The sequence below is a fragment of the Cellulomonas sp. NPDC057328 genome (assembly GCF_042667215.1).
Lineage (GTDB): Bacteria > Actinomycetota > Actinomycetes > Actinomycetales > Cellulomonadaceae > Cellulomonas.
Map to the genome: position 1 here is coordinate 1 of NZ_JBHUZW010000052.1, position 26046 is coordinate 26046.

The following is a 26046-nucleotide window of genomic DNA, read 5'->3' on the forward strand; positions in this document are numbered from 1 at the left end:
GCCCCGCACGCACCGCGTGCGGGGCCCTGCGCGCGCGTGCCGGGGAACGCGGCGACGGCGCGCGGCGTTCACCGGGCAGAGGCACGAACCGCCCGGGCACGGGCGGGAGAGGACGGGACATGGGTCACCAGCACTTCAACGGCCTGAAGACCGCGGCGCTGTTCGGCGCGATGTGGGCCGTGCTGCTCGGCATCGGCTACCTGCTCGGCGGTGGCAGGCCGGGGTTCCTGCTCCTGTTCGCGGGCATCGGCCTGGCCATGACCGCGTACAGCTACTGGAACTCCGACAAGATCGCGATCCGCGCGATGCGCGCTCGGCCGGTCAGCGAGCTCGAGCAGCCCGCGATGTACCGGATCGTGCGCGAGCTCTCGACGGCCGCCCGCCAGCCGATGCCGCGGCTGTACGTCTCGCCGACGATGGCGCCCAACGCGTTCGCCACGGGCCGCAACCCGCAGAACGCCGCCGTGTGCTGCACCGAGGGCATCCTCCAGATCCTCGACGAGCGGGAGCTGCGGGGCGTCCTCGGGCACGAGCTCATGCACGTGTACAACCGCGACATCCTCACGTCGTCGGTGGCCGCGGCGATCGCCGGCGTCATCACCTCGCTGGCGCAGTTCGCGCTGTTCTTCGGCGGCGGCGACCGCCGCGAGGGCGGCAACCCGGTCGCCGGCCTGCTGCTGGCGCTGCTCGCGCCGCTGGCCGCGAGCCTCATCCAGCTCGCGATCAGCCGCACCCGCGAGTACGACGCCGACGAGGACGGCGCCGCGCTCACGGGCGACCCGCTGGCGCTGGCGTCGGCGCTGCGCAAGCTCGACGCCGGCACGCACGCCCGGCCGCTGCCGCAGGAGCGCGAGCTCGTGGACGTGTCGCACCTGATGATCGCGAACCCGTTCCGCGGCGGCGGCCTCGGCCGGATGTTCGCGACGCACCCGCCGATGGCCGACCGCGTGGCGCGGCTCGAGGCGATGGCGGGCGGCGGCATCACGCGCTACTGACGTCGCTCTGCCGGACGTGACGGACGTCTCCCGTCGCGTCGCCCGGGCGGTGGGCGCGTGCCGCGCCCGTGCGGCCCTACGCTGCGCCGCGTGACGCACCCGGGGCTGCCGCCGGCCGACCTCACCGCCGCCGACGCGGCGGCGTGGTGCGCGGCGCGGGTCCCCGTCCCGGCGGTGCGGGCGGGCGTGGCGACGGCGGTCGGCGTGCTCACCGCCGTGCGTGCCGGCCAGGACCTCACGGGGGAGTCCGTGTGGACCGTGGCCGACATGACGGGCGCCCTCTGGCTGCTCGACGCGGTCGCGATCGGCGCGGGCCTGGCCGCGCTCGGCCTCGTGCTGTGGCGGCCCCACGCGGGCACGTGGGCCGCCGCCGCGGCGGCGGCGCTGAGCGCCGTCGACCCCGGCATGGGGACGACACGACCCGCGTGGGCCGTGCTCGCCGTGGTCTGCGCCGCGCTCGCGCTGGTCGACGGGGCAGGCGCCGTCCGGCAGCGGACGCTCGCCCGCGCGTGGGGCGTCGCCTCCCGCGCGACCGACGGCCCCGCGCCCGGCGGGTGGGCGCGCCAGCGGGCCGCCGCCCTGGTCGCGGCCCTGGGCGTCGTGGCCGCGGCGGTCGGCACCGCCGCGTGGCTGCACGACGCCGCCGCGGTGGACGCCTTCCGCGCCGTCGCGGACGCGACGCCGGGCACCGTGCTCGGCGCCGACGACACGCACGTGCGCGTGTCGGTCGACGGCCGCACGTACGAGGTGCCCTACGTGCTGGCCGCGCACCGCCCCGGCGAGGTGGTCGTGGTGCACGTGGCGGCGGGCACGGACCGCGCCGAGCTGGCCGAGGACGCCTTCGACCCGAGCGGTGCGCTGTTCTGGCTCGGCGCCGGCGGCGCGGTCGCGCTGACCGCGGGCGGCTCGGGGGTCGCGCACGCACGTCGCACGCGCCGGCGGCTGCGGGACGGCGATGCGGTGATCCGCGCGGCCGTGCGGGTCGAGGACGGGGACCGCTTCGTGCTGCACCCCGTCGACGCGGTCGGCGGCACGCCGTGGGCGGTGGTGCGCGTCGCGGCGGTCCCGTCGCCGGCGCACGCGTCCGAGGACGAGGCCGACGGCGCCCCGGACGACCTGGACGCGGACGAGGACGACGCGTGGCCCGGCTCGGTCGCCGACGCCGCGGACGCCGAGCTGCTCGACGCCGCCGCGCGACTGGGCGAGCCGGACGACGAGGACGGCGACGACACCGGGATCGTGCTGCCGCGCGGTGCGGTCGCGGAGGTCCACGGGCTCGAGGCGTACGGCGACCTGCCCCTCGTGGTGGTGGACGGGCGCACGTTCGGGGCGGTGCGGCCGGCGGCGGACCCGCGCCGGCTCGTCCGGCTCAGCCGCCCGCGACCGGCTGCGGGCCGGTGGCGTGGGACGCCGTCCGCCGCCCGTGGCACCGCCGCGTCCGCGGCGCGTGCCGACGCGCCGGTCCGTGGGCTCGTGCGCAGGACGCCGCTGCCCGCCGTGGTCGTGCCCGCGCTCGCGGCCCTCGTCGCGTGGGCGGCGGCCTGGGTCACGGCCGAGCCGGTCGGGTGGCTCCGGCTCGCCGGCCTGGCGGCGAGCGCGGCGGCGGTGGCGCACGGCTGGGTGACGACGGCCCGCCCGCGGCTGGCCGGGACGGGCACCGGCCTGCGGGTGGCGGGGGCGTGGCGCGACGAGTCGGTGCCGTGGGCGCACGTCACCGCCGTGGTCGCCGACGACCGCGCCCTCGTCGTCCGGCTCGTCGACGACGCCCTGCTGCTGCCCGCCGCCGGTGCGCCGCTGCTCGCCGGCGACCCGGCTCCCGCCGAGGCCGCTCGCGTGCTGGAGGCGCGGCGTGCCGCTGCCCCGGCCGGGCCGGCTGCCCCGGTGCGCCGGCGGGTGTCGCCCGCGGTGGTCGCCGCGGTCCTGTGGGCCGGTGCGGTGGTGGGGCCCCAGCTGCTGCGCCAGCTGGGCGGCTGACGGCCGGGGCGCCGCCGCTCAGGACGCCGGCGCCCACCGGAACGCCACGCGCACCAGCCCGTGGTCGCCGGACCCGTCCGCGCGGTGGTCCTCGGTGTCGAGGTGGTCGTTGGCGATCCGCAGCCCGTCGAAGAGCCAGCGCCGCCGCCGGCTGTTGTCGTAGAGCTGCTCGCTCACGAGCACGTGGTCGAGGGACTCGCGCAGGTCCTCGTGCACGTGCGTGTAGTAGACGTCGCGGGTGTCGCGGTACTCCTGCAGCGTCTGCGCCGTGTACAGGCCCGTGTCCGCGCCCCCGAGGGAGTCGCCGACGAGGTAGCGGGGCTGCCCCGTGAGGATGTTCAGCGTGTTGCTGTGCTGGCCGTCGTTGACGTCGCCCAGGACGAGCACGGGCGTGGACGTGCCCCGCAGGGCCGCGGTGAGCAGCACGCGCAGCGCGGTCGCCTCGGCCGTCCGGCGGATCGTCGACAGCGCGGCCCCGAGGGCCTCCGCGTGCGGCCGGAACGCGTCCGGGTCGGCCGTGAACCAGTCCTCGCGGTCGACGCGGGTGGGCAGCTTGGACTTCAGGTGCGTGACGAACACCTCGGCCGGGGGCCCGTCGTCGCGCAGCGCCACCGCGAACCGCAGGACCGGCCGCGAGAACCGGTCGATGCGCACGTCGACGTCGGGGGCCTGCGGGTCGTGCCCGTCGGCGACGCGGAGCCGGAGGCCCGGCGGGAACTCCTCGACCCACGACGGCTCGCCGACGAGCATGCCGTCCCGCACGAGCGCCGCGCAGGTGATCCGGTCGCCGTCGGCCGGCGCCGCGAGCACGGTGTAGTCGTCGTCGAGGTGCGCCTCCGCGAGGACGTCGGCGAGCGCGTCGCGGTGCCACAGCTCCTGCAGCCCGACGACGTCCGCGTCGAGCTCACGCAGGCGGTCGGCGAGCCAGCGGACCTTGCGGCGGTACTCGACCGGCGTCCACGGCTGCTGGCCGGGGTTCATCCGCCGACCGGGCAGCTGCAGGTTGTACAGGTTGACGGTCGCGACGCTGAAGCGCTGCCGGTCCATGACGCCCCCTCGGGCGGCCCGCGTCCGTCGCGGGTCCCACCGGGTAGGGGCGTCGGGGCCGGCCCGCGATACGTGCGGCGGTGCCGTGGACCGCGTGGCCCACGGCACCGGCCCGTCAGCGGTAGTTCGTGAACTGCAGCGCCGCGTCGACGTCGGCGCCCTTCATCAGCGCGATGACGGCCTGCAGGTCGTCCCGGCTCTTGGCCGACACGCGCAGCTCGTCGCCCTGGATCTGCGTCTTGACGCCCTTCGGGCCCTCGTCGCGCACGAGCTTGGCGAGCTGCTTGGCGACCTCCGTGCTGAGGCCCTCCTTGATGCTCGCCGCGAGGCGGTACTCCTTGCCGGACGGCTTCGGCTCGCCGTCGCCCGTGTCGAGCGACTTCAGCGAGATGCCGCGCTTGATGAGCTTCGACTGGAACACGTCGAGGACGGCCAGGACGCGCTCCGAGGAGTTCGCGACCATGAGGACGCTCTCGCCGCTCCAGGCGATGGACGCCCCCACGCCCTTGAAGTCGTACCGCTGGGCGATCTCCTTCGCGGCCTGGTTCAGGGCGTTGTCGACCTCCTGCCGGTCGACCTTGCTGACGACGTCGAACGACGACTCGCTCGCCATGGTGCTCCCTCCCGGCGCGCGCCGGTGGCGCGCCTCGTGCGGATCGTGCGCGGGCCGCGCCGCGCCCGTCCGCGGCGGTGCCGGCGGGCCGTGGCGCGAGCGTCCTCGCGGAGTTGCTATCCTTCCATCCGCACGCCGCTCACGCGGACGGCGGCAGGCCCCGGTCTGCCCGCCGTGGCAGGGTGGTGTCCCCTTGGCGGGTTACCCGAGTGGCCAAAGGGGGCTGACTGTAAATCAGCTGGCATCGCCTACGGGGGTTCGAATCCCTCACCCGCCACAGCACGAAGGGCCCCCTCGCAGCGCGAGGGGGCCCTTCGTCGTCCCGGAGATCTGCCGTGGGCAGCCCGTCAGCCGCAGGTGTACGGGCCGGGGGTGATGGAGACCGTCGCGCCCTCGTACCGGGTGTCGAAGACGCCGGCGTCCTCCTCCGAGGCGAACGCGAGGCCGACCCCGACCGGGTCCGCGTAGCCGGTGAGGCCGCTGATCGCCTCGCCCGTCCCCTCCTGGCACGCCGGGTCCCACGCCTGCGCGTCGTAGCCCAGCTCGCCGAGCCGGGCGACCTCCTCCTCGAGCGCGCCCTCGCCGCCGGCGTCCGCGACGGCGGTCCAGACGACCCAGACGTCGCCGTCGGCCTCGGCCGGGTCGACGGCCTCGGGCCAGGCGGCGGTCGACGGGTCGACGCCGTCGTCGCCGGAGCAGGCGGCGAGCGGGAGGACGAGGGCGCCGGCGGCGAGCAGCGCCGCGGCGGTGCGACGGGGGAGCGGGGGCTTCGGCATGCGGCGGATCGTGGCACGCGCGCCGTGCGCCGAGGTACGAGGAGAATCGTTTAGGACCGGGCCCGCCGGGTCCCGTCACCGGTCGTCGGGGCGGGCGTCGGCGGGCGTCCCGCGGCCGATTTCACCGTCACCCCCGGGCCCGTGTACTCTGGTCCGCGCTGCCCCGATAGCTCAGTCGGCAGAGCGTCTCCATGGTAAGGAGAAGGTCAAGGGTTCGATTCCCTTTCGGGGCTCTGTGGTGTGTCAGGGGCCGGTCACCCTCGGGTGGCCGGCCCGGACCGCCGCTGCGGCGGGATAGCTCAGGTGGTTAGAGCACACGGCTCATAATCGTGGTGTCGCGGGTTCGAATCCCGCTCCCGCTACCACGTCCGGCGAACATCCGTAGCAGCAGCGCGTGTCGGCCGGCGCGCGCCAGGAGAAGAACGCAGCCCCCGCTGGGGCGCGAGAGGTGACACAGACATGGCCAGCAAGAGCGCGGACGTCCGCCCGAAGATCACCCTTGCCTGCACGGAGTGCAAGGAGCGGAACTACATCACCAAGAAGAACCGTCGGAACAACCCCGACCGGCTCGAGATGAAGAAGTTCTGCCCGCGGGACAACAAGCACACGGTGCACCGCGAGACCCGCTGACGCGGGCACGCACCGACGCCGACGCCTGAGATGGCCGTCGACACCACCTTCGCCGGGCGGGTCTACCCGCCCGGCGACGTGTATGTGGTCTCCCGCGAGAAGATCCGCGAGTTCGCCGAGGCGACGGGTGCGACGCACCCCGCCCACAGCGACGTCGCGGCCGCCCGCGCGCTCGGGCACCCGGACGTCGTCGCGCCGCCCACGTTCGCGGTCGTGATCGCGCAGCGCACCGAGGCCGCCTACGTCGACGACCCGGCCGCGGGCGTCGACTTCAGCCGCGTCGTCCACGCCGACGAGCGCTTCACGCACCGGCGCCCGCTGCACGCGGGGGACCGCGTCGTCCCGACGCTGCACGTGGACGCCGTCACGCTCCGCGGCGGCCTCGCGATGGTGACCACGCGGGTCGAGATCGCCGACGAGGCCGGCGCGCCGGTCGCCACCGTCGTCTCGACGCTCGCCGTCCGCCCCGAGGAGGACGCGTGAGCGACCGCCCCGCCCTCGCCGACCTGACCGTCGGCCAGGAGCTCGCGCGCCGCACGGTCGCCGTCGACCGCGCGCGCCTCGTCCGGTACGCCGGCGCGAGCGGCGACTTCAACCCGATCCACTGGAACCAGCGCGTCGCGGAGTCCGTCGGGCTGCCCGGTGTCATCGCGCACGGCATGTGGACCATGGGCGCCGCCGCGGCCGTCGTCGCCGACTGGGCCGGCGACCCCGGCGCCGTCGTCGACTACCAGACGCGGTTCACCCGTCCCGTGCCGGTGCCCGACCCCGGGCAGGCCGAGGTCGAGGTCGTCGCGACCGTCGGCGTGCTCGACGCGGAGGCCGGGACGGTGCGCGTCGACCTCACCGTGACGGTCGAGGGCGCACGCGTGCTCGGCAAGGCGCAGGCGGTCGTCCGCCTCTCCTGAGGGTCAGGCGGGCGGCGGGCCCGTCGTCGTCCCGACGCGCAGCGCGACGGGCAGGATGCGCTCCTCGGCGTCCCGGCCCGCGAGCAGGTCGGCGACCGCGTCGCCGATCGCGGCGCCCTTCGCGGCCAGCGGCTGGCTGACGCTCGTCAGCACGTCGGGCGCGAGCCACGGCAGGTCGAGGCCGTCGAACCCCGCGACGGACACGTCCTCGGGGACGCGCAGCCCGAGCTCGCGCGCGGCGAGGACCACACCCGACGCCAGCAGGTCCGACTGGCAGACGACGGCGGTCGGTCGGTCCGGCCCCTGCAGCAGCGCGCGGCCGGCGGCGGCGCCGTGCTCCACGAGCGAGGCCGGTGTCTCCCAGACCACGGTCGGCTCGACGCCCGCGTCGGTGACGCCGGCGAGCCGGCGACGGCTGATCTCCCACGCGATGCCCGACAGGCGGGCGGCGTCGGCCGGCCCCTCGACGCGGTCGCGGTCGAACGGCAGCGTGACGGTCGCGATACGGCGGTGGCCGAGCTCGATGACGTGCCGCGTGACCTCCGCCATGCCGCCGCGGTCGTCGATGCCGACGGCGGCGACGTCCGGCTGCGGGGTGCCCTCGACGAGCACGACGGGGACGCCGCGGTTGCGCAGCGTCTCGAGGACCGGGTCGTCGGTCGTGCCGCCCCACATCTGCACGGCGACGTCCATCGCGGCGGTGCCGACGAGCGGGTCGACCGGCGGCTGCGACACGTCGTGCGGGCCGGGCACGAGCAGGACGCCGAGGCCGAGCGGGCCGAGGCGCGCGGTGAGGCCGTCGAGCACCTGGATCGTGACGGGGTCGCGGAACGCCCGGCGCAGCACGTCGCCCATGATCACGCCGACGATGCCCGACCGGCCGCGGCGCAGCTGGCGCCCGAGCGGGTTGGGGCCGGCGTAGGCGAGGGTGCGGGCGGCCTCGAGGACGCGCTCGCGCGTGCGGTCGGCGATGGGACCGGACCCGGAGAACGCGAGGGAGGCGGTCGACACCGAGACCCCCGCGGCGGCGGCGACGTCGGCGAGGGTCGTGCGCTGGGCGGACAGTGTCGGCACCTTTCGTGAGCCGGCCACGCACCGGCGCGGGTCGCGAGGGCGTCGTCGGGCCGGGTCGCGGCGGTGTTTGACGACGCGAGCAGCGTACCCGGAGAATGATCACGCCCACTCAAATCGATTCGACCTCGCGCTGCCGTCCATCGAATCGATTCGAGCACTCCCTTGCCCGGCACCCGCCGCGCCGCTCGCCCTCCCGGAGCCCCTGTGACACCCCCCGCCCCGCCCCTGCCGGGCCTCGCCCGCGCGCGCTGGCTCCTCGTCGGCCTGTTCGCGCTCGCCGGCATCGCGTTCTCCAGCTGGCTCGCGCGCATCCCCACCGTGCGGGACCTGCTCGACCTGTCGACCGCCGACCTCGGCCTGCTCCTGCTCGTCGGCTCGATCGGCTCGCTCCTCACGGTCACCGCCTCCGGCGCGGTCCTCCAGCGGCTCGGCAGCCGGCGCGTGCTGCTCGTCTCCACCGTCGTCCTCGGGACGGCGCTCGTGCTCGAGGGCGTCGGCCCGACCGTGGGCTCGCGCGGCCTGCTCGGCGTGGGCATCTTCCTCAACGGCGTGGCCGTGGCGCTCGGCAACGTCGCCATCAACGTCGAGTCCGGACGGATCGAGCGCGCGATCGGGCGCACGGTGATCCCGCAGTTCCACGCCGCGTTCTCCATCGGCGCCGTCGTCGGCTCGGGCGTCGGCGCGGTCGCGTCGGCCACCGGCGTGCCGCTCGTCGTGCAGATGCCCGCGACCGCCGCCGTCGTGGTCGTGTGGCGGCTCGCGTCGCTGCGGGGCGTCGTGCTGCCCCCGACGCCCGCGGAGCGCGAGGCTCGCGCCGCGGCGTCCGCGGTCGTCACGCCGGCGGACGTCACGCCGGCGGACGCCGTCCCGGGGCGTGCCGCGCGCACGCTGCCGCGCGTGCCGGTCCGCGTGCGGCGCGGTGCGGCCCGCATCGCGTCGGCGCTCGACGCGTGGCGCGAGCCCCGCACGCTGCTCGTCGGCGTGGTCGTGCTCGCCGCCGCCTTCTCCGAGGGCGCGGCCAACAACTGGCTGTCCCTCGCGGTGGTCGACGGGTTCGGCAGCACGGAGGCCGTCGGCGGCGTCGTGCTGGGCGTCTTCGTCGCCAGCATGACCGCGGTGCGGCTGCTCGGGACGCGGCTGCTCGACCGGTACGGCCGCGTCGCGGTGCTGCGCGCGTCCGGCGCCGCGTCGGTGGTCGGGCTGCTCGTGTTCGGGTTCGCCCCGACGCTGCCGCTCGCGGGCGCCGGCGTGGCGCTGTGGGGCCTCGGTGCGGCCCTCGCCGTGCCCATCGGCATCGCCGCCGCGTCCGACGACCCGCTGCGCGCCGCCGGGCGCGTCGCGGTGGTCTCCGCGTTCGCGTCCGTGGCGTCGCTCGTCGCCCCGCCCGTGCTCGGCCTGGCGGCCGAGGCCGTCGGCGCGCGGCACGCGCTCGTGCTCATCACGGCGGCGATGATCGCCAGCGTCGTCGTCGCGCCGTCCGTCGCACGGGACGCCGCTCGTGGGACCGTGGGTGCCGGCACGGCCGGCGGCGCCGCGTCGGACGTCGTCGGTGCGGACGCCACGGGCGCCGGCGGCGACGCGGCGCACCGGCCCGGCACGCGGCGCCCGCCGCGTGGACCGGGCCGGGGGTCGGTCCCGCGGCCCCGCCGCACGCCCGCGCCGACGGCACCACGAGGAGGAGCCCGATGAGCACGCGCGACACCGCCCGCGCCCCGCGGCCCGCGGCACCGCGCGAGGTCCGCCTCGCGTCGACCGCCGTCTTCGTCGTCTTCCTGCTCGCGGGGTGGAACTTCGCCAGCTGGGCGTCGCGCCTGCCGGCCGTGCGCGACGCCCTCGGGCTCACCCCGGACCGGATGGGCCTGCTGCTGCTCGTCGGCTCGTTCGGGTCGCTGCTGGCGCTGCCGCTGTCGGGGCTCGTCGTCGAGCGGCTCGGCGCGCGGCGCACGGTCCTCGGGTTCGGGCTGCTCAACGGGCTCGGGTACGCGGTCGGGTGCGTCGGCGTCGCCACGGGCGAGGTCGTCGTCGTCGGCGTGGGCCTCGTGCTGGCCGGCGTCGGCACGGGCGTGTGGGACGCGTCGATGAACCTCGAGGGCGCCGTCGTCGAGCAGCGCCTGGGGCGGACCGTGATGCCGCGGTACCACGCCGGCTTCTCGGTGGGCACGATGGCCGCCGCCGGCGCCGCCGCGCTCGTCGCCGGGCTGCACGTGCCGGTCGAGGTGCACCTGCCCGTCGCGGTGGCCCTGTCGGGCGCCGTGCTCGCCGTCGCGGTGCGCGCCTTCCTGGCGGAGCCCGCCGGCGGGGCGCACGGCGCGACCGGCACCGAGCCCGCCGCGGGCACGGTCGCCGACCCGGTGACGTCCGCGCCCGCGCCCACCGGTGCCCGCGCCGCGGTCGGCGCGTGGCTCGAGCCGCGCACGCTGCTCGTCGGTCTCGTGGTGCTCGCCGCGGCGCTGACCGAGGGCGCGGCGAACGACTGGGTCAGCCTCGCCGTCGTCGACGGGTTCGACACCGGCCACGCCGTCGGCGCGCTCGGCTTCGGCCTGTTCGTCACGGCGATGACCGCCATGCGCCTGCTCGGCACGCGCCTGCTCGACCGCTACGGCCGCGTCGCGGTGCTCCGCCTCTGCGCCGCCCTGGCCTTCGTCGGCCTCCTCGTGTTCGGGCTCGCCGGGTCCCTGTGGGTCGCGCTGCTCGGCGTCGTCGCGTGGGGCGCCGGCGCGGCCCTCGGCTTCCCCGTCGGCATGAGCGCGGCGTCGGACGACCCCCGGCGGGCCGCCCAGCGCGTCGCCGTGGTGTCGACCATCGGGTACTCCGCGTTCCTCGCCGGGCCGCCGCTGCTCGGCCTGCTCGCCGAGCACGTCGGCTACCGGCAGGCGCTGCTGGCGATCCTCGTGCCGGTCGTCCTCGGGCTGCTCGTCACCAGCGCCGCGCGCCCCCTGGCGCAGGCCGCGACGGGCACCGCGGGGGAGCGTGGTCCCGAGCCGGCGCCCGCCGCCCCGCACGGTGCGCCGCGCGACGTAGCCTGACGGGGTGGAGCTCGACACCTGCGCCCTGCCCGGTCCCGCACCGGAGCCCGCGGACGCCCCCGTCCCGTCGCACGCCGGCACGCCCGCGCTCGCGGACCTGACGACGCTGCGCGTCGGCGGGCCGGCGGGCCGGTACGTCGAGACCCGCACCGAGCAGGAGCTCGTCACGGCGGTCCGCGAGGCCGACGCGGCCGGCGACCCGCTGCTCGTGCTGGGCGGCGGCTCGAACGTGCTCGTCGCGGACGCGGGGTTCCCGGGCGTCGTCGTCCGGGACGTCCGCGGCGGCGTCGAGGTGCCGGACGCGTCGGCGTGCGCGGGGGTGACCCTGACGGTGCCCGCCGGCACGGTGTGGGACGACGTCGTCGCGTACGCCGTCGGGCACGAGCTCGTGGGCGTCGAGGCGCTCTCGGGGATCCCCGGCTCGACCGGCGCGACGCCCGTGCAGAACGTCGGCGCGTACGGGCAGGAGGTCGCGCAGACGATCTCGCAGGTGCGGGTGTGGGACCGCGGGCGCGAGCGCGTGCGGACGCTGCCGTGGGTGACCCTGGGGTTCGGCTACCGCACGTCGCTGCTCAAGCGGTCGCTGCGGCCGTCGGCCGACGACCCGCGCGCGCCGTGGGGGCCCACGCCGCGGTACGTCGTGCTCGACGTGACGTTCCAGCTGCGGCCGGGCTCGCTGTCGGCGCCGGTCGCCTACCCGGAGCTCGCGCGCACGCTCGGCGTCGAGGTCGGCGGGCGCGCGCCGCTGGCGGACGTCCGCGCGGCGGTGCTGGCGCTGCGGGCGCGCAAGGGCATGGTCCTCGACGCCCCCGACCACGACACCTGGAGCGCCGGCTCCTTCTTCACGAACCCCGTCCTGCCCGCCGCCGACGCGCAAGCCCTGCCCGCGGACGCCCCGCGCTGGCCCCTCGACGACGGGACGGTCAAGACGAGCGCCGCGTGGCTCATCGAGCACGCGGGCTTCGGGCGCGGGTACGGCGCGCCCGGGCCGGCGGCGCTGTCGTCGAAGCACGCGCTCGCGCTCACGAACCGCGGCGACGCGGGCGCCGACGACCTCCTGACGCTCGCGCGCGAGCTCCGCGACGGCGTGCGGGACCGGTTCGGCGTGGTGCTCGAGCCCGAGCCCGTGCTGGTCGGCACGGCCCTCTGACGCGCCGCCCGGGCCGGGGACTGTAGCGAGCGAGCCCCTCGCGGGACAACCGCCCCGCGGGTGGTTCGCGGCTCCACCCGCGGACCGTTGCCCCCGCCGCGCCGGCTCGGGAGGGTGGTCGTGCGCCGACAGCCGGCACGTGCGCGCGGCGGGCGCCGTCCAGGGGGATCCGATGACCAGACGACCGTCCCGTCACGCGCTCGCCGTGACCGCCGCCCTCGCCTGCCTGGCCACCGCGGCCGGCACGCTCACCGCCACCGGGGCCGCCGCCCACGGCCGGCCCGGGCACGGCGGACCGGGTCACGACCGCACGAGCCGCCTCGAGGCCGCCCGCGTCGACCGCGTGCCCACCCCCGACCCCGCGTGGGCCGACTGCAGCGTCGCGTTCGGGCCGGGCGCCGAGTGCGGCAGCGTCACCCTGCCGCTCGACTACGACCGGCCGCGCGGGGCGACCACCGAGGTGGCGCTGCTGCGCCGGCGCGCCACGGACCCCGCGGCGCGCGTCGGGACGCTCTTCGTGAACCCGGGCGGCCCCGGCGGCTCCGGGGTCGAGCTCGTCGCCGACGCCGAGCAGCTGTTCTCGCCCGAGCTGCGCGCCCGCTTCGACGTCGTCGGGTTCGACCCGCGCGGCACGAACTTCTCGACGGCCGTGCAGTGCTTCCGCAGCGCCGAGGAGCAGGCCGCGGCGCTGGCGGGGCTGCAGCCGGTCGCCCCCGAGGGACCCGAGGAGACCGCCGCGCAGGTCGCCGCCTCCCGGGCGCTCGCCCGGGCGTGCTCCACCACCGGCACGCCGCTGTCCGCCTCCATGTCGACGGCCCAGGTCGCGCGCGACCTCGACGTCCTGCGCCGCGCGGTCGGCGACGAGCAGCTCTCCTACCTCGGCTTCTCGTACGGCAGCTACCTCGGTGCCGTGTACGCGAACATGTTCCCCGACCGGTTCCGGGCGGTCGCGGTCGACGGCGTCATCGACCCCGAGGCCTGGCGCGGCACGTTCCGCACGGCCCACGTGCCGACGTTCGTGCGGATCGGCTCGCCGCAGGCCAGCGGCGCCGCGCTCACGGCGCTGCTGCAGGAGTGCGCCGCCGCCGGCCCCGAGCGGTGCGCGCTCGCGGGCGTCGGCGACCCGGTGGCCGTGCACCGCGCCGTCGTCGAGACGTCCCGGACGACGCCCGTCCCCGTGACGGACCCGTGGACCGGCGGCGACATCGAGATCGGGTACGACGTGCTCGTGTCCGTCGTGCAGTCGCTGCTGTACGCGCCCACGGGGCCGCAGCTCGTCGACCTCCTGCTGTGGGGCGTGCACCACCTGCAGCAACCGCCCACCGAGGAGAACGCGGCCGTCCGTGCCGAGGCCCGCGCGCTGCTCGACCAGCTCGTGACGGTGCTCGTCGGGGAGGCGCCGGACGAGGCGGAGGAGCGCGCGCGGTCCGACGCGTTCGGCCGCGCGTGGCCGCCGTACCCCGGCGGCCCGGAGGCGCTGACGGCCGTCACCTGCACGGACGGCCTGCACGCCCTGCGGGTGGAGGACACCGCCCGCGCGGCCGAGCGGATCGAGCGCGAGGTGCCCGACATGGGCGCGTCGTGGGCGTGGCTGTCGGCACCGTGCGCCCTGACGGCGTGGACCGCGCGGGACGAGGACGTGTGGATCGGCGGCTTCTCCGCGCGGACCGCCGCACCCGTGCTCGTCGTGGGCAACACGCAGGACCCGGCGACCCCGTACAGCGGCGCCGTGGCGCTGAGCGAGACGCTGCCGCACAGCCGCCTGCTGTCGTCCGACTCGTGGGGGCACGGCGCGTACGGCACGTCCGCGTGCACGACGGGTGCGGTCGACCGCTACCTCGTGGCCGGCGAGCTGCCCGCGCCCGGCACGTGGTGCGTGGGCGACGCCCCCGCGTTCCCCGCGCCGTCCTCGGACACGGCGCGGACGTACGGCACCGCGCCGGCCCTGCCCGAGGTGGCGCCGCGGCCGGCGACCCCGCCGCTGCCGGACGTGCGGGACGTGCTCACGCGCTGACGGGCGCGTGCGGCGCGACGACGCCCCGGGCCTGCGGGTCCGGGGCGTCGCCCCGCCCGTCCGCGCCGTGCCCGTCCCTGCCCGGCCTGTCCCTGCCCGACCCGCCGGCGGCGTCGGCGGCCCCGTCGTCGGCGAGCCACGCGTCCACCCCGGCGAGCAGCCGGGTCCGCGTCGCGGCCGACGCCCTGCTGGCACGGATCGACGCCCGCGCGAGGTCGGCGAGCTCGGCGTCGCCGAACCCGTGCACCTCGCGGGCGACGCGGTACTGGTCGACCAGGCGGGCGCGGAACAGCAGCGGGTCGTCCGCGCCGAGCGCGACCGTCGCGCCGGCGTCGACGAGCGTGCGCAGCGGCACGTCGCGCGCCGCCGGGTAGACGCCGAGCGACACGTTCGACGCCGGGCACACCTCGAGCGCGACGCCCTCGTCGACGACCCGCGCCAGCACGCGCGGGTCCTCGCCGCTGCGCACGCCGTGGCCGAGCCGGTCGGGCCGCAGGTGGTCGAGGACGTCCTCGACGTGCGCGGGGCCGAGCAGCTCGCCGCCGTGCGGGACGCTCGCCAGCCCGGCGCGCCGGGCGATCGCGAACGCGGGCGCGAACTCCGCGGTGTCGCCGCGGCGCTCGTCGTTCGACAGCCCGAACCCGACGACCTCGCCCGGGCCGTCGCCGGCGTGCCGCGCCGCGAGCCGGGCCAGGGCCCGCGCGTCGAGGGGGTGCCGCATGCGGGACGCCGCGACGACGACGCCGATCTCGACGCCCGTCGCGGCGGCCGCGCGCCGGGCCTCGTCGAGCACGATCTCCAGCGCCGGCGTCAGCCCGCCGACGAACGGCGCGTACGACGTGGGGTCGACCTGGATCTCGAGGCGGCCGGACCCCTCGGCGGCGTCGTCGGCGGCGGCCTCCGCGACCACGCGTCGCATGTCGTCCTCGCCGCGCACGCACGCGCGCGCCGCGTCGTACAGGCGCTGGAACCGGAACCAGCCGCGCTCGTCGGCGGGGAGCACCAGCGGGTCGGCGTCGAGGAGCACCTGCGGCAGGCGGATCCGGTGCCGCTCCGCGAGCTCGGCGAGCGTGCGCACGCGCAGCGACCCCGTGAAGTGCAGGTGCAGGTGCGCCTTCGGCAGCCGGGCGAGGTCACGCATCCGCGTCAGTGTGCCAGCCGCCGCGCGGCGTCGCGCGTCACGCGGGGGCGTCGACGAGCCGGTAGCCGACCCCCCGGATCGTGTCGAAGTGCTCGGCGCCGATCTTGCGGCGCAGGTACCGCACGTACACGTCGACGACGTTGGACCCCGGGTCGAAGTCGTAGCCCCAGACCTCGGACAGCAGCCGCTCGCGGGTCAGCACGTCGCCCGGGTTGCGCATGAACGTCTCGGCCAGCGCGAACTCCCGGGCCGACAGGTCGACCTCCGCCTCGTCGACGCGCATGCGCCGCGTGCGCAGGTCGAGCTGCAGCCGCCCGTGCACGAGCACGTTGCCGCGGCCGCCGGGGGCGGGCGCGCGCAGCCGCAGGCGCACGCGGGCGAGCAGCTCCTCGAACCGGAACGGCTTGGCCATGTAGTCGTCGGCGCCCGACTCCAGGCCCGTGACCGTGTCCGTGACGGAGGACCGCGCCGTCAGGACGACGACGGGCAGCTCGTACCGCTCGGCGCGCAGCAGCCGCAGCACCTCGAAGCCGTCCATGTCGCCGAGCCCGAGGTCGAGCACCAGCAGGTCGATCCCGCCGCGCTCGACGCGCTCGAGCGCCTGCTCGCCCGTCGCGACGGTGGTCGCCTCGAACCCGTGGGCGCGCAGGCCCTTGGCGACGAAGGCGGCGATCCGCTCCTCGTCCTCGGCGATGAGGATGTGGGTCATCGGTGGGGCTCCGCGAGCTCGAGGGACACGTCGGACGCGCCGTCGACGAGGCCGACGGCAGGCAGGTCGAGGACGAACACGACACCGGGGCCCGCCCCGGGCGGCGGGTGCTCGAGGAACACCCGGCCCCCGTGGGCGGCGGCGATCGCCGCGACGATCGGCAGGCCGAGCCCCGCGCCGTGCTGCACCCGGTCGGCCTGCCCGCGGTGGAACCGCTCGAAGATGCGCTCCTCCTCCTCGGGCGGGACGCCGGGGCCCTCGTCGCGCACCCACAGCAGCAGCCGTCCGCCGGCCACCTCGCTGCCGAGGCGGACCGCCGACCCGGCGGCGGAGAACCGTACCGCGTTGGCGAGCAGCTGCAGCCAGGCCTGGGTGATGCGCTGCGCGTCGACCCGCGCCGTCACGTCGGCGCGCGAGACCACGACGAACCGCTGCTCGCCGAGGCCGCGCGCCTTCTCCAGCACGTCGTCGGTGAGCCGGCCGACGTCCACGGGCGCGGGCCGCACGAAGTCCGGGCGGTCGGCGGTCGCGAGCGTCACGAGGTCGTCGACGAGCCGCTGCATGCGGTCGAGCTCGTCGAGCGCCAGCGCCTGCGTCGCGCGGACGTCCGCGGCGTCGGACGGGTCGAGGAGCTCGAGGTGGCCGCGCACGATCGTGAGCGGGGTGCGCAGCTCGTGCCCCACGTCGTCGAGCAGCTCGCGCTGCGAGCCGAACGCGCGCTCGAGCCGGTCGAGCATGGCGTTGACCGAGCCGGCGAGGTCCGCCAGGTCGTCCTTGCCGAGGACGGCGATGCGCTCCGACAGGTCGGACTCGGTCACGCGGCGGACGGTGTCGCGCAGCATCCGCACCGGCCGCAGCATGCGCCCGACGACGAACCACGCGACCGCCGACACGGCGGCCAGCACGAGGATCCCGACAGCGGAGTAGGTGGCGAAGATGCGCCACACGCCGGCGGTCAGCGCGGGGCGGTCGAAGGCGACGACGACCAGGCCGCGACTCTCCGGCTGCGCAGGGACGCGGACCGGCACCGCGACCAGCCGGTACTCGGTCACGTCGGTGCGGACGGTCCGCGGGCGGGAGGCCCCGGCGTCCTCGGCGACGACCTCGGCGAGCCACGTCATCAGCTCGCGGTCCGTGTCGAGCCGTACCGCGCCGGTCTCCGGGGCCGGGCGCCAGCGCAGCACGTCGTCCTGGAGCGCGACGACTCCCTCGTGCTCGCCCGGCACGCGGTTCTGCACGGCCTTCTGAAGCAGCAGGTCGACCGACGGCCAGGGCACCCGGGCCTCCAGGTCCTCCGGCGCCGCCGGGTCCGGCTGACCGACCTCGAGGGCGCGGACGGCGGTCACCGCGCGTTCGAGCGAGTCGTCGATGCGCGCGTCGGCGTCGCGCAGCTGCAGCGCGAGGCTGGTGGCGCCGGCGACGGACAGCGCGGTGGCCGTGAGCGCCACGACGGCGGCGAGCAGCCGCACGCGGACGGTCGCGCCGCCGCCCGGCGGCCGCGGGGTGTCGGCCGCGGCACCGTGCCCCGGACCCGCCGTGCTCGCCATGGTGCCCAGTATGGTCGGGTGTCCGACAGAGGGTGAAGGTCGTCCGGGTTCGTCCCGCCCGTCCGCGCCCGCCGCGTCACCCGGCCGGGCCACGCCGGTGCGGGCCGTCAGGCGCCGGGCAGGATCCCGCGCTCGATGGCGACGGTCACGGCACGCGTCCGGTCGTCGACGCCCAGCTTGGCGAACGCCCGCAGCAGGTGCGTCTTCACGGTCGCCTCGGTGATGAACAGGTCCCGGCCGATCGCCGCGTTCGAGAGCCCGCGCGCCACGCCGGCGAGCACCTCGCGCTCGCGGGGCGTCAGGCGCTCGCCCGTGTCCCCGCGCACCTGCTGCACGAGCCGCCGCGCCACGGACGGCGACAGGGCGGACTCCCCGCGCGCGGCCGCGCGCACGCCGGCGACGAGCTGCTCGCGCGGCGTGTCCTTGAGCAGGTACCCGGTCGCGCCCGCCTCGACGGCCCGCAGGATGTCCGTGTCCGTCTCGTAGGTGGTGAGCACGAGCACGCGCACACCGGGCAGCGCGGCGACGATGCGGGCGGTGGCGTCCGCGCCGTCCGTCCCGGGCATGCGCAGGTCCATGAGGACGAGGTCGGGACGCAGCGACGCCGCGAGGGCCACGGCCGCCTCGCCGTCGCCCGCCTCGCCGACGACCTCCACGTCGGGCTCCAGCGCGAGCAGCCCGGACAGGCCGGACCGCACGACGGGGTGGTCGTCGGCGACGAGGACGCGGACGGTGCTCACGGCTGCTCCTGCGGCTGGGCGGGGGGCTGGTCGGCGGGCTGGTCGGGGGACGGGCCCGCGCGGCGCGGCGGCGCCGCCGCGTCCGTGGCCGGGGACGGCACGCGGAGCCGCACGCGCGTGCCGCCGCCCGGGGCGCCGGACACGTCGAGCGCGCCGCCCGCGGCGTCGGCGCGCGCCCGCATCCCGCGCAGCCCGGTGCCCTCGGGCGTGCCGGCGGCGAGCCCCCGGCCGTCGTCGGCGACCTCGAGGACGACGTCGTCGCCGGTGCGCGCGAGCCGCAGCGTGACGGTCGACGCGCCCGCGTGGCGACGCACGTTCGCGAGCGACTCCTGCGCGGCGCGCAGCAGCACGACCTCCTGCTCGCGCCCGACCGCGCCGTCGGTGGTGTCGTCCAGCCGGACCCGCACGCCCGTCTCCGCGCCGAACCGGTCGGCGAGCCGGACGAGCGCCGCACCGAGACCACCCTCGTCCAGCCCCGGCGGGGCGAACGCGGCGACGAGCGCACGGGCCTCCGCCAGGTTGTCCCGCGCCACGTCCTCGATGTGCCCGAGCCGCGTGCGGGCCTGCGTGACGCGACCCCGCTCGAGCTCGGCGTCCGCCGCCTGCGCGAGCATCACCACCGACGTGAAGCCCTGGGCGAGGGTGTCGTGGATCTCGCCCGCGAGCCGCGCCCGCTCCGCCAGCACGCCCGCGGCGTGGTGGGTCGACGCCAGCTCGTCCTGCGCCGCACGCAGCTCCTCGAGCAGGGACGCGCGCTCCTCGCTCTGCTCGGCCACGTGCGTGATCCACAGCCCGAGCACGATCGCGAACGCCAGCGCGACGCCGAAGTCGGCGGCGATCTCGACGACCTCCGCGCCGTCGGCGCGCACGCGCGCCACGGCGGCCACGGTGATGCCCGCGGTGAGCGCGACGCTCCAGACGACGCCCGTCACCCGGCGGCGGCTGAAGAACCACACGTGCGAGTAGGCGAGGAAGAGCAGCACGGTGCCGATGCCGCCCAGCGCGACCTGCGCGACGACGAGGACGACGAGCGCCACCAGGTAGGCGTCGGTCAGCCGCGGGTCGCCGCGGACTGCCCCCGCGCGGCCCAGCGTGACGTACGCGAGCGCGAGCACGCCGACGAGCGCGAGCGCGACGACCTGGCGCGGCCCGGTGGGCGGCCCGACGGCGACGGCGACGGCGTACACCGCGAGCATCGCGACGAAGAAGCCGTCCCACAGGCGCAGCGTGCGCACCCAGAACCCGTGCCGGTCGACGCCGTGGTCGACCCCGTGGTCGGGCCCGTGGTCGACGCCGGGGTCCGCCCGGTCGCCGTCCGTGGCGGCCGTCGGCGACGTGCCCGCCGGTGCCCGCTCGCTCATGTCGGGACCCTCTCACGCGCGGGCCGGCCGCCGGGAGCACCGGCGGCCGGTCGCCCTGCGACGGTGCGCACGTCAGCCGTCGTCCCGCCGGCGCCAGCGGAACGTGCGCACGCCCACGACGAGCCCCGCCACCAGCCACGCGGTCAGCACCAGCGCCGTCGCCCCGTGCTGCCACGAGCCGGACGGCTCGAGCGCGGTCGCGCCGTCCGGCAGGAACACCGAGCGCATGCCCTGCGCCAGCCACTTGAGCGGGAACAGCGCGGCGACCTGCTGCATCCACGAGGGCAGCTGGTCGAACCGGAAGAACACGCCCGAGATGAACTGCAGGACCAGGACGACGGGCGTCACGACGGCGGTCACGCTCCGCCCGGACCGCGGCAGCGACGAGAACGCGACCCCGCAGACGGCCCCCGTCGCCGTGCCGAGCAGGGCGACCCACGCGAACGTCCACCACCGGCCGGCGTCGTCGGGCAGCGGGACGTCGAAGACGAGCGCCGCGACGGCGAGCAGCACGGCCGTCTGGAGCCCGGACGTGACGAGCACCTGACCGGTCTTGCCGAGGAAGTAGCCGGTCGCCGGCAGCGGCGTCGCGCGCAGGCGCTTGAGCGTGCCGTCGTCCCGCTCGACGGCCACGGCCACCGCGAGCGCCTGGAAGCTCGACAGCATGACGCCCGTCGCGACCATGCCCGGCAGGAAGTACTGCGGGAACAGCACGCCCGACCCGGCGAGCACCTCCTCGTCCTGCCCGAACACGGTCGCGAAGATCGCCAGCAGGATCACCGGGTACAGGAACACGAACACCACGGCGTCGCGCTCGCGGGCGAACCCCCGGACCTCGAACACGGTGCGGGCCAGCCCCACGCGGAGCAGGCCGGGCTGCCGGGGCGCCGGCGGGCGCACGCCCCCCGGGCGGCGTGCGTCGCCGCGCTCGCGGGCGGGTGCGGTCGTGGTCATCGGGCCACCTCCAGCAGGTCGGCGGGCACGGCGTCGGACGCGGCGGTGCGCGCCGTCCCGATCAGGTCGAGGTAGACGTCCTCGAGCGTCGGCCGCAGCACCTGCAGGCCGGGGACCTCGCCGAACCGCGCGGCGAGCCGCGTGACGACGGCCGTCGGCGTGTCGGTGACCTCCTCGTGGTCCGTCCCGTCGGCGCGCCACCGCACCCGGGCGCGTCGCGCCGCGCGTCCGCCGAGGTCCGCGGGCGTGCCCTCCCCGACCACCCGGCCGCTCGCGACGACGACGAGGCGGTCCGCGAGCCGCTCCGCCTCGTCGAGGTAGTGCGTCGTGAGCAGGATCGTCGTGCCCTCGTCGCGCAGGCGCTCCACGAGCCCCCAGAACTCGAGGCGTGCCTCGGGGTCGAACCCGGTCGTCGGCTCGTCGAGGAACAGCAGCTCCGGGTCCCCGACGACGCCCAGCGCGACGTCGAGCCGGCGTCGCTGCCCGCCGGAGAGCCCGCGCACGCGCACCCCGGCCTTCTCCCGCAGCCCGACGGCGTCGATGACGCCCTCGGGGTCGCGGGGCGCCGGGTAGAACGTCGCGAAGTGGTGCACGAGCTCGCGCACCGTCGCCTCGGCGAGGTCGTCGGTGGACTGCAGCACCACGCCGAGGCGCGAGCGCCACGCGCGCCCGGCGGTCGCGGGGTCCTCGCCGAGCACGCGCACGTGCCCGGAGTCGGCCCGGCGGAACCCCTCGAGGACCTCCACGGTCGTCGTCTTGCCGGCGCCGTTGGGGCCCAGCACCGCCACGATCTCGCCCGGCTCGACCCGCAGGTCGAGCCCGTCCACGGCGCGCTTGTCGCCGTACTGCTTGCGCAGGTCCCGGACCTCCACGGCCGGCCCGCCCGTCGTCGTCGTCATGCGCCCAGCCTCCGGCGACGGGCACCGCCCGCGGGACGACCGCCCGGCCGTCACCGCCGTCCACCGACCGGTGGACGGCGGGGTCGTCCCGGGGACGACGACGGGGCGCCGACCGCCGTGCGGTCGACGCCCCGTGCGGACGTGGCGGGCGGGCTCAGCGGGCCTCGCCGAGCAGCGCCTGGATGCGGCCGACGCCCTCGACGAGGTCGTCGTCGCCGAGCGCGTACGACAGGCGCAGGTAGCCGCTGGGGCCGAACGCCTCGCCCGGCACGACGGCGACCTCCGCCTCGTCGAGGATGAGCTCGGCGAGCTCGGCCGAGGTGGTGGGCGTGCGCCCGCGGATGGTCCGGCCGAGGACGCCCTCGACCGACGGGTAGGCGTAGAACGCGCCCTGCGGCGCCGGGCAGCGCACGCCGTCGATCGCGGACAGCATCTCGACCATCGTGCGGCGCCGGCGGTCGAACGCGGAGCGCATCTCCGCGACGGCCGACAGGTCGCCCGTCAGCGCGGCGACCGCCGCCCGCTGCGACACGTTCGCGACGTTCGAGGTGAGGTGCGACTGCAGGTTCGTCGCGGCCTTGACGACGTCGGACGGCCCGATCATCCAGCCCACGCGCCAGCCGGTCATCGCGTAGGTCTTCGCGACGCCGTTGAGCACGATCGTGGTGTCCGCGAGCTCGGGGACGACGCGCACGACGGGCGTGAAGGCCGCGCCGTCGTACGTCAGGTGCTCGTAGATCTCGTCCGTGATGACCCAGATGCCGTGCTCGAGCGCCCAGCGGCCGATCTCCTCCGTCTGCTCGGGGGAGTAGACGGCACCCGTCGGGTTGGACGGCGAGTTGAACAGCAGGGCCTTCGTGCGCGGGGTCCGGGCCGCCTCGAGCTGCTCCACCGTGACGAGGTAGCCCTGCTCGACGCCCGCGAAGACCTCGACCGGCTCGGCGCCGGTGAGGCGGATCGCCTCGGGGTACGTCGTCCAGTACGGCGCGGGCAGCAGGACCTCGTCGCCCGGGTCGAGCACCGCGGCGAACGCCTGGAAGACGGCCTGCTTGCCGCCGTTCGTCACCAGGACGTCCGCGGGCCGGACCGCGTACCCGGAGTCCCGCTCCGTCTTCGCCGCGATCGCCTCCCGCAACACCGGCAGGCCGGCGGCGGGGGAGTAGCGGTGGTTGACCGGGTCCTGCGCCGCGGCGACCGCGGCGTCGACCACGTACCCCGGCGTCGGGAAGTCGGGCTCGCCGGCGCCGAACCCGATGACCGGGCGGCCCGCGGCCTTCAGGGCCTTCGCGCGGGCGTCGACGGCCAGCGTGGCCGACTCGGCGATGGCGGCGACGCGCGCGGAGACGCGTGCACGGGCGGACGTCGTCGTCGGTGTGCTCTGCTCGCTCACGCGGCCATCCTGGCAGAGGCGGCCGCGCGGGGCCGGTCCATTCCGCGTGCTGTCCCGCGTGCCGTCCTGTCTGCCGGAGCGCGGTTCGACCCAGCGCCGAGCGTCGCGTACAGTGGAGCCCCGGCGGTTGACGTCCGCCATGATGAGCCACGCCCACGAGAGGGCCGCGGCGCGTCGTGGCAGGCACCGGCCGCCGTAGGGCAGTGGCGCAATTGGTAGCGCAGCGGTCTCCAAAACCGCAGGTTGCAGGTTCGAGTCCTGTCTGCCCTGCGCACGCGGACCGGTCCGGGCCGTCGAGCTTCTCGAGGTCCGGTCCGGGTCGCGAGCAGGACCGCCGGTCGGTCCGGCGCGTCGCGTCGGCCCGCTCGTGCGTCCACCGACCCGGGTGCTCAGCACCCGAGCCGTCACGGGACACCGTCATCCGACGGTCACGAGACAAGGGGCCAGACGTGAGCGATACCGCTGCCGCTGCGGCGTCCGACGCCGAGGGCTCGGCACCGCGCCGGGGCGACGCGCCGCGTCGCGAGGAGAAGCGCCGGGGCCTGTTCGCCCGCATCGCGCTCTTCGTCCGCCAGGTCGTCGCCGAGCTGAAGAAGGTCGTCCGGCCGACCCGGCAGGAGCTGGGCACCTACACGACCGTCGTGCTCGTCTTCGTCGCCGTCGTGATGCTCTTCGTGACGCTGGTCGACCTGGGCGTCGGTCAGCTCGCCTTCCTCGTCTTCGGGTGAACCGGGCCGGCGCGAGCCGGCCGCACCACCCTCTCGGCGCGGGGTCACCCGCGCGCCCGGCCGCGCGCCGGACGATCCACCTCCAGAAAGCAGGTTGCACGTGTCGCAGGACTCGTACGAGCCCACCCCGGGCGCCGAGGCCGAGCTGGCCGACGCCCTGACGTCCGTCGAGGCGGTCGACGCCGGTCCGGGGCACGAGGTCGACGACGACGCGGCCGCGACCGCCGACGACGAGGCTACGGCCGACGACGACGCGACGGACGCGACCGCGGACGACGCCGGCGACGTCGACGACGCCCCGGAGGCGGACGACGCCGAGGCGGACGCCGCGACCGAGGACGACGAGCAGGTCGAGGACGCGCCGGACCCGGACGAGGACCCCGTCGCCGCGTTCAAGGCCAAGCTGCGCAGCCTGCCGGGTGACTGGTTCGTCATCCACTCCTACGCCGGCTACGAGAACCGCGTGAAGGCGAACCTCGAGTCGCGCACGCAGTCCCTCAACATGGAGGACTACATCCACCAGGTGGAGGTCCCCATGGAGGAGGTCGTCGAGATCAAGAACGCGCAGCGCAAGGTCGTCAAGCGCGTCCGGATCCCCGGCTACGTCCTCGTCCGCATGGACCTCACCGACGAGTCGTGGGGCGCCGTCCGGCACACGCCGGGCGTCACCGGCTTCGTCGGCCACACGCACCAGCCCGTCCCGCTGACGCTGGACGAGGTCTTCTCGATGCTGGCGCCGTCGATCGAGGCGAAGGCCCCGACGCAGCAGGCCGCCAAGGCCGCCGCCAAGCCGGTCGAGGTCGACTTCACGGTCGGCGAGTCGGTCACCGTCACCGACGGCGGCCCCTTCGACACGCTGCCCGCGACGATCTCCGAGATCAACGTCGAGAGCCAGAAGCTCAAGGTGCTCGTCTCGCTCTTCGGCCGGGAGACCCCGGTCGAGCTGTCCTTCAGCCAGGTCTCGAAGATCTGACCTGCTGACCGGCCCCGCGCTGCGGGGCCCTGCAACCGGGTCATCGCCCACGGCGTCGGCCCACGACACGAACGGAAGGCATCATGCCCCCCAAGAAGAAGGTCACCGGCCTGATCAAGCTCCAGATCAAGGCCGGCGCCGCGACCCCCGCGCCGCCGATCGGTCCGGCGCTGGGTCAGCACGGCGTCAACATCATGGAGTTCTGCAAGGCGTACAACGCGGCCACCGAGGCGCAGCGCGGCAACGTCATCCCCGTCGAGATCACGGTGTACGAGGACCGCTCGTTCACCTTCATCACGAAGACGCCGCCGGCCGCCGAGCTCATCAAGAAGGCCGCGGGCGTCGCGAAGGGCTCCCCGACGCCGCACACGACCAAGGTCGCGTCGCTGACGAAGGACCAGGTCCGCGAGATCGCGAGCACGAAGCTCGAGGACCTCAACGCGAACGACCTCGCCGCCGCCGAGAAGATCATCGCCGGCACCGCCCGGTCCATGGGCATCACCGTCCAGGACTGAGCACCCGCTCGTCGCGGGGGCGGGCGACCGCCCGCCCCCGCACCCAGTGGCAGGGCCTGTGCGGCCCGACGACCACGACTGCTGACAAGGAGAACAGGCAGATGCCCAAGCACAGCAAGGCCTACCGCTCGGCGCTCGAGAAGTTCGAGGCCGGCCAGGTCTACAGCCCCCTCGAGGCCGTGCGCCTCGCCCAGGCGACGTCGACGACCAAGTACGACGCGACCGTCGAGGTCGCGTTCCGCCTCGGTGTCGACCCGCGCAAGGCGGACCAGATGGTGCGCGGCACCGTCAACCTGCCGCACGGCACGGGCAAGACCGCCCGCGTCATCGTCTTCGCCGTCGGCGAGCGCGCCGAGCAGGCGCGCGCCGCGGGTGCGGACGAGGTCGGCGGCGACGAGCTCATCGCCAAGGTCGCGGACGGGTGGACCGACTTCGACTCGGCCGTCGCCACGCCCGACCTCATGGGCAAGGTCGGCCGCCTCGGCAAGGTGCTCGGCCCGCGCGGCCTCATGCCGAACCCGAAGACCGGCACCGTGACGATGGACGTGGCCAAGGCCGTGTCCGACATCAAGGGCGGCAAGATCGAGTTCCGCGTGGACCGCCACGCGAACCTGCACTTCATCATCGGCAAGACGTCGTTCTCCGACGTCCAGCTGGTGGAGAACTACGGCGCGGCGCTCGAGGAGATCCTGCGTCTGAAGCCGTCCGCGTCGAAGGGTCGCTACATCGCCAAGGCGACGATCTCGACCACGAACGGCCCGGGCATCCTGCTCGACCAGAACAAGACGCGGAACCTGACCGTGGAGGACGACGCGGCCTGACGCCCGTCCCCTCGCCACGACCTGGCACCGTCACGACGGCCCGGCACCCCTCGCGGGGTGC

Annotated in this window: 25 protein-coding genes and 4 tRNA genes; 17 read left to right on the top strand and 12 right to left on the bottom strand. The window is 76.3% G+C overall.

Annotated elements, in window-relative coordinates:
- Window positions 1-119 precede the first annotated feature (119 nt).
- Both htpX and ACFUMH_RS10955 read left to right on the top strand, forming a co-directional pair.
- Window positions 120-995 carry a zinc metalloprotease HtpX gene (htpX, locus tag ACFUMH_RS10950; RefSeq protein ID WP_378204736.1) on the top strand — a complete coding sequence of 292 codons (876 nt, stop codon included), beginning with the start codon at window positions 120-122 and terminating at the stop codon, window positions 993-995.
- Window positions 996-1085: 90 nt separating this feature from the next.
- Window positions 1086-2969, top strand: coding sequence for a hypothetical protein (locus ACFUMH_RS10955; protein ID WP_378204739.1), 1884 nt, complete (start codon window positions 1086-1088; stop codon window positions 2967-2969).
- Window positions 2970-2987: 18 nt separating this feature from the next.
- Here ACFUMH_RS10955 and ACFUMH_RS10960 read toward each other — a convergent pair whose 3' ends face one another.
- Both ACFUMH_RS10960 and ACFUMH_RS10965 read right to left on the bottom strand, forming a co-directional pair.
- Entirely contained in the window at window positions 2988-4016 is a 1029-nt protein-coding gene (locus ACFUMH_RS10960) for an endonuclease/exonuclease/phosphatase family protein (RefSeq protein ID WP_378204742.1), read from the bottom strand.
- 115 nt (window positions 4017-4131) lie between these two features.
- Window positions 4132-4629 (bottom strand): YajQ family cyclic di-GMP-binding protein, encoded by a 498-nt coding sequence (locus ACFUMH_RS10965; RefSeq protein WP_378204745.1) that lies wholly within the window; start codon window positions 4627-4629, stop codon window positions 4132-4134.
- A gap of 195 nt (window positions 4630-4824) precedes the next feature.
- Between ACFUMH_RS10965 and ACFUMH_RS10970 the strand changes: the two genes are divergently transcribed.
- A tRNA-Tyr gene (locus ACFUMH_RS10970) sits at window positions 4825-4906 on the top strand.
- Window positions 4907-4976: 70 nt separating this feature from the next.
- Here ACFUMH_RS10970 and ACFUMH_RS10975 read toward each other — a convergent pair.
- Window positions 4977-5405 carry a hypothetical protein gene (locus ACFUMH_RS10975; protein ID WP_378204748.1) on the bottom strand — a complete coding sequence of 143 codons (429 nt, stop codon included), beginning with the start codon at window positions 5403-5405 and terminating at the stop codon, window positions 4977-4979.
- A 160-nt stretch (window positions 5406-5565) separates the two neighbouring features.
- Between ACFUMH_RS10975 and ACFUMH_RS10980 the strand changes: the two genes are divergently transcribed.
- From ACFUMH_RS10980 to ACFUMH_RS11000, 5 genes are all read left to right on the top strand, one after another.
- Window positions 5566-5638, top strand: a tRNA-Thr gene (locus ACFUMH_RS10980).
- 55 nt (window positions 5639-5693) lie between these two features.
- Window positions 5694-5770: transfer RNA gene (locus ACFUMH_RS10985), tRNA-Met, on the top strand.
- Between the two features lie 94 nt (window positions 5771-5864).
- Complete coding sequence (gene rpmG / locus ACFUMH_RS10990) at window positions 5865-6035, top strand: 50S ribosomal protein L33 (RefSeq protein ID WP_013117912.1); 171 nt, start codon at window positions 5865-5867, stop codon at window positions 6033-6035.
- A gap of 30 nt (window positions 6036-6065) precedes the next feature.
- Window positions 6066-6518, top strand: a complete 453-nt coding sequence (locus ACFUMH_RS10995) for a MaoC family dehydratase N-terminal domain-containing protein (protein WP_378204751.1) — start codon at window positions 6066-6068, stop codon at window positions 6516-6518.
- The gene (locus ACFUMH_RS11000) at window positions 6515-6943 is read left to right on the top strand and encodes a MaoC family dehydratase (protein WP_378204754.1); all 429 of its coding nucleotides are present in this window, start codon (window positions 6515-6517) and stop codon (window positions 6941-6943) included. Before ACFUMH_RS10995 ends, ACFUMH_RS11000 begins: the two co-directional genes overlap by 4 nt.
- 3 nt (window positions 6944-6946) lie before the next feature.
- On the opposite strand, the gene ACFUMH_RS11005 is transcribed toward ACFUMH_RS11000, so the two are convergent.
- Window positions 6947-8008: a LacI family DNA-binding transcriptional regulator gene (locus ACFUMH_RS11005; RefSeq protein ID WP_378204805.1), complete on the bottom strand. Its 1062-nt coding sequence runs from the start codon at window positions 8006-8008 to the stop codon at window positions 6947-6949.
- Window positions 8009-8221: 213 nt separating this feature from the next.
- Between ACFUMH_RS11005 and ACFUMH_RS11010 the strand changes: the two genes are divergently transcribed.
- From ACFUMH_RS11010 to ACFUMH_RS11025, 4 genes are all read left to right on the top strand, one after another.
- The gene (locus tag ACFUMH_RS11010) at window positions 8222-9706 is read left to right on the top strand and encodes an MFS transporter (RefSeq protein ID WP_378204757.1); all 1485 of its coding nucleotides are present in this window, start codon (window positions 8222-8224) and stop codon (window positions 9704-9706) included.
- Window positions 9703-11043 carry an MFS transporter gene (locus ACFUMH_RS11015; protein WP_378204760.1) on the top strand — a complete coding sequence of 447 codons (1341 nt, stop codon included), beginning with the start codon at window positions 9703-9705 and terminating at the stop codon, window positions 11041-11043. Before ACFUMH_RS11010 ends, ACFUMH_RS11015 begins: the two co-directional genes overlap by 4 nt.
- Window positions 11044-11047: 4 nt before the next feature.
- Window positions 11048-12193: a UDP-N-acetylmuramate dehydrogenase gene (locus ACFUMH_RS11020; RefSeq protein ID WP_378204763.1), complete on the top strand. Its 1146-nt coding sequence runs from the start codon at window positions 11048-11050 to the stop codon at window positions 12191-12193.
- 172 nt (window positions 12194-12365) lie between these two features.
- The gene (locus ACFUMH_RS11025; protein WP_378204766.1) at window positions 12366-14207 is read left to right on the top strand and encodes an alpha/beta hydrolase; all 1842 of its coding nucleotides are present in this window, start codon (window positions 12366-12368) and stop codon (window positions 14205-14207) included.
- Here ACFUMH_RS11025 and ACFUMH_RS11030 read toward each other — a convergent pair.
- From ACFUMH_RS11030 to ACFUMH_RS11065, 8 genes are all read right to left on the bottom strand, one after another.
- A complete protein-coding gene (locus tag ACFUMH_RS11030) occupies window positions 14197-15348 on the bottom strand; it encodes an adenosine deaminase (protein ID WP_378204769.1) in 1152 nt (383 codons plus the stop codon). The genes ACFUMH_RS11025 and ACFUMH_RS11030 overlap by 11 nt on opposite strands.
- A 37-nt stretch (window positions 15349-15385) precedes the next feature.
- Window positions 15386-16057: a response regulator transcription factor gene (locus ACFUMH_RS11035; protein ID WP_378204772.1), complete on the bottom strand. Its 672-nt coding sequence runs from the start codon at window positions 16055-16057 to the stop codon at window positions 15386-15388.
- A complete protein-coding gene (locus ACFUMH_RS11040) occupies window positions 16054-17604 on the bottom strand; it encodes a sensor histidine kinase (RefSeq protein WP_378204775.1) in 1551 nt (516 codons plus the stop codon). Before ACFUMH_RS11040 ends, ACFUMH_RS11035 begins: the two co-directional genes overlap by 4 nt.
- Window positions 17605-17711: 107 nt before the next feature.
- Window positions 17712-18344: a response regulator gene (locus tag ACFUMH_RS11045; RefSeq protein ID WP_378204778.1), complete on the bottom strand. Its 633-nt coding sequence runs from the start codon at window positions 18342-18344 to the stop codon at window positions 17712-17714.
- The gene (locus ACFUMH_RS11050) at window positions 18341-19705 is read right to left on the bottom strand and encodes a sensor histidine kinase (RefSeq protein ID WP_378204781.1); all 1365 of its coding nucleotides are present in this window, start codon (window positions 19703-19705) and stop codon (window positions 18341-18343) included. The genes ACFUMH_RS11045 and ACFUMH_RS11050 overlap by 4 nt, the downstream gene beginning before the upstream one ends.
- Window positions 19706-19777: 72 nt before the next feature.
- Window positions 19778-20659, bottom strand: coding sequence for an ABC transporter permease (locus ACFUMH_RS11055; RefSeq protein ID WP_378204784.1), 882 nt, complete (start codon window positions 20657-20659; stop codon window positions 19778-19780).
- Window positions 20656-21558 carry an ABC transporter ATP-binding protein gene (locus ACFUMH_RS11060; RefSeq protein WP_378204787.1) on the bottom strand — a complete coding sequence of 301 codons (903 nt, stop codon included), beginning with the start codon at window positions 21556-21558 and terminating at the stop codon, window positions 20656-20658. Before ACFUMH_RS11060 ends, ACFUMH_RS11055 begins: the two co-directional genes overlap by 4 nt.
- 154 nt (window positions 21559-21712) lie before the next feature.
- The gene (locus tag ACFUMH_RS11065) at window positions 21713-22948 is read right to left on the bottom strand and encodes a pyridoxal phosphate-dependent aminotransferase (protein WP_378204790.1); all 1236 of its coding nucleotides are present in this window, start codon (window positions 22946-22948) and stop codon (window positions 21713-21715) included.
- A 197-nt stretch (window positions 22949-23145) separates the two neighbouring features.
- Here ACFUMH_RS11065 and ACFUMH_RS11070 point away from each other — a divergent pair.
- From ACFUMH_RS11070 to rplA, 5 genes are all read left to right on the top strand, one after another.
- Window positions 23146-23218 (top strand) — tRNA-Trp (locus ACFUMH_RS11070).
- A 179-nt stretch (window positions 23219-23397) separates the two neighbouring features.
- Entirely contained in the window at window positions 23398-23676 is a 279-nt protein-coding gene (secE, locus tag ACFUMH_RS11075; protein ID WP_378204793.1) for a preprotein translocase subunit SecE, read from the top strand.
- Between the two features lie 100 nt (window positions 23677-23776).
- Window positions 23777-24649 (top strand): transcription termination/antitermination protein NusG, encoded by an 873-nt coding sequence (gene nusG / locus ACFUMH_RS11080; protein ID WP_378204796.1) that lies wholly within the window; start codon window positions 23777-23779, stop codon window positions 24647-24649.
- Between the two features lie 83 nt (window positions 24650-24732).
- Entirely contained in the window at window positions 24733-25164 is a 432-nt protein-coding gene (gene rplK, locus ACFUMH_RS11085) for a 50S ribosomal protein L11 (RefSeq protein WP_378204799.1), read from the top strand.
- Window positions 25165-25265: 101 nt separating this feature from the next.
- Complete coding sequence (rplA, locus tag ACFUMH_RS11090) at window positions 25266-25985, top strand: 50S ribosomal protein L1 (RefSeq protein WP_378204802.1); 720 nt, start codon at window positions 25266-25268, stop codon at window positions 25983-25985.
- The last annotated feature ends 61 nt before the right edge of the window (window positions 25986-26046 follow it).

Bases quoted from the DNA above. Each gene is read 5' to 3' on its own strand.
- ACFUMH_RS11050 (WP_378204781.1), bottom strand. From the start codon at position 19,705: ATGAGCGAGCGGGCACCGGCGGGCACGTCGCCGACGGCCGCCACGGAC.
- ACFUMH_RS11060 (WP_378204787.1), bottom strand. From the start codon at position 21,558: ATGACGACGACGACGGGCGGGCCGGCCGTGGAGGTCCGGGACCTGCGC.
- ACFUMH_RS11015 (WP_378204760.1), top strand. From the start codon at position 9,703: ATGAGCACGCGCGACACCGCCCGCGCCCCGCGGCCCGCGGCACCGCGC.
- rplK (WP_378204799.1), top strand. From the start codon at position 24,733: ATGCCCCCCAAGAAGAAGGTCACCGGCCTGATCAAGCTCCAGATCAAG.
- ACFUMH_RS10995 (WP_378204751.1), top strand. From the start codon at position 6,066: ATGGCCGTCGACACCACCTTCGCCGGGCGGGTCTACCCGCCCGGCGAC.
- ACFUMH_RS11025 (WP_378204766.1), top strand. From the start codon at position 12,366: ATGACCAGACGACCGTCCCGTCACGCGCTCGCCGTGACCGCCGCCCTC.
- rpmG (WP_013117912.1), top strand. From the start codon at position 5,865: ATGGCCAGCAAGAGCGCGGACGTCCGCCCGAAGATCACCCTTGCCTGC.
- htpX (WP_378204736.1), top strand. From the start codon at position 120: ATGGGTCACCAGCACTTCAACGGCCTGAAGACCGCGGCGCTGTTCGGC.
- ACFUMH_RS11055 (WP_378204784.1), bottom strand. From the start codon at position 20,659: ATGACCACGACCGCACCCGCCCGCGAGCGCGGCGACGCACGCCGCCCG.
- ACFUMH_RS11040 (WP_378204775.1), bottom strand. From the start codon at position 17,604: ATGGCGAGCACGGCGGGTCCGGGGCACGGTGCCGCGGCCGACACCCCG.
- ACFUMH_RS11030 (WP_378204769.1), bottom strand. From the start codon at position 15,348: ATGCGTGACCTCGCCCGGCTGCCGAAGGCGCACCTGCACCTGCACTTC.
- ACFUMH_RS10960 (WP_378204742.1), bottom strand. From the start codon at position 4,016: ATGGACCGGCAGCGCTTCAGCGTCGCGACCGTCAACCTGTACAACCTG.
- ACFUMH_RS10965 (WP_378204745.1), bottom strand. From the start codon at position 4,629: ATGGCGAGCGAGTCGTCGTTCGACGTCGTCAGCAAGGTCGACCGGCAG.
- rplA (WP_378204802.1), top strand. From the start codon at position 25,266: ATGCCCAAGCACAGCAAGGCCTACCGCTCGGCGCTCGAGAAGTTCGAG.
- ACFUMH_RS11035 (WP_378204772.1), bottom strand. From the start codon at position 16,057: ATGACCCACATCCTCATCGCCGAGGACGAGGAGCGGATCGCCGCCTTC.
- ACFUMH_RS10975 (WP_378204748.1), bottom strand. From the start codon at position 5,405: ATGCCGAAGCCCCCGCTCCCCCGTCGCACCGCCGCGGCGCTGCTCGCC.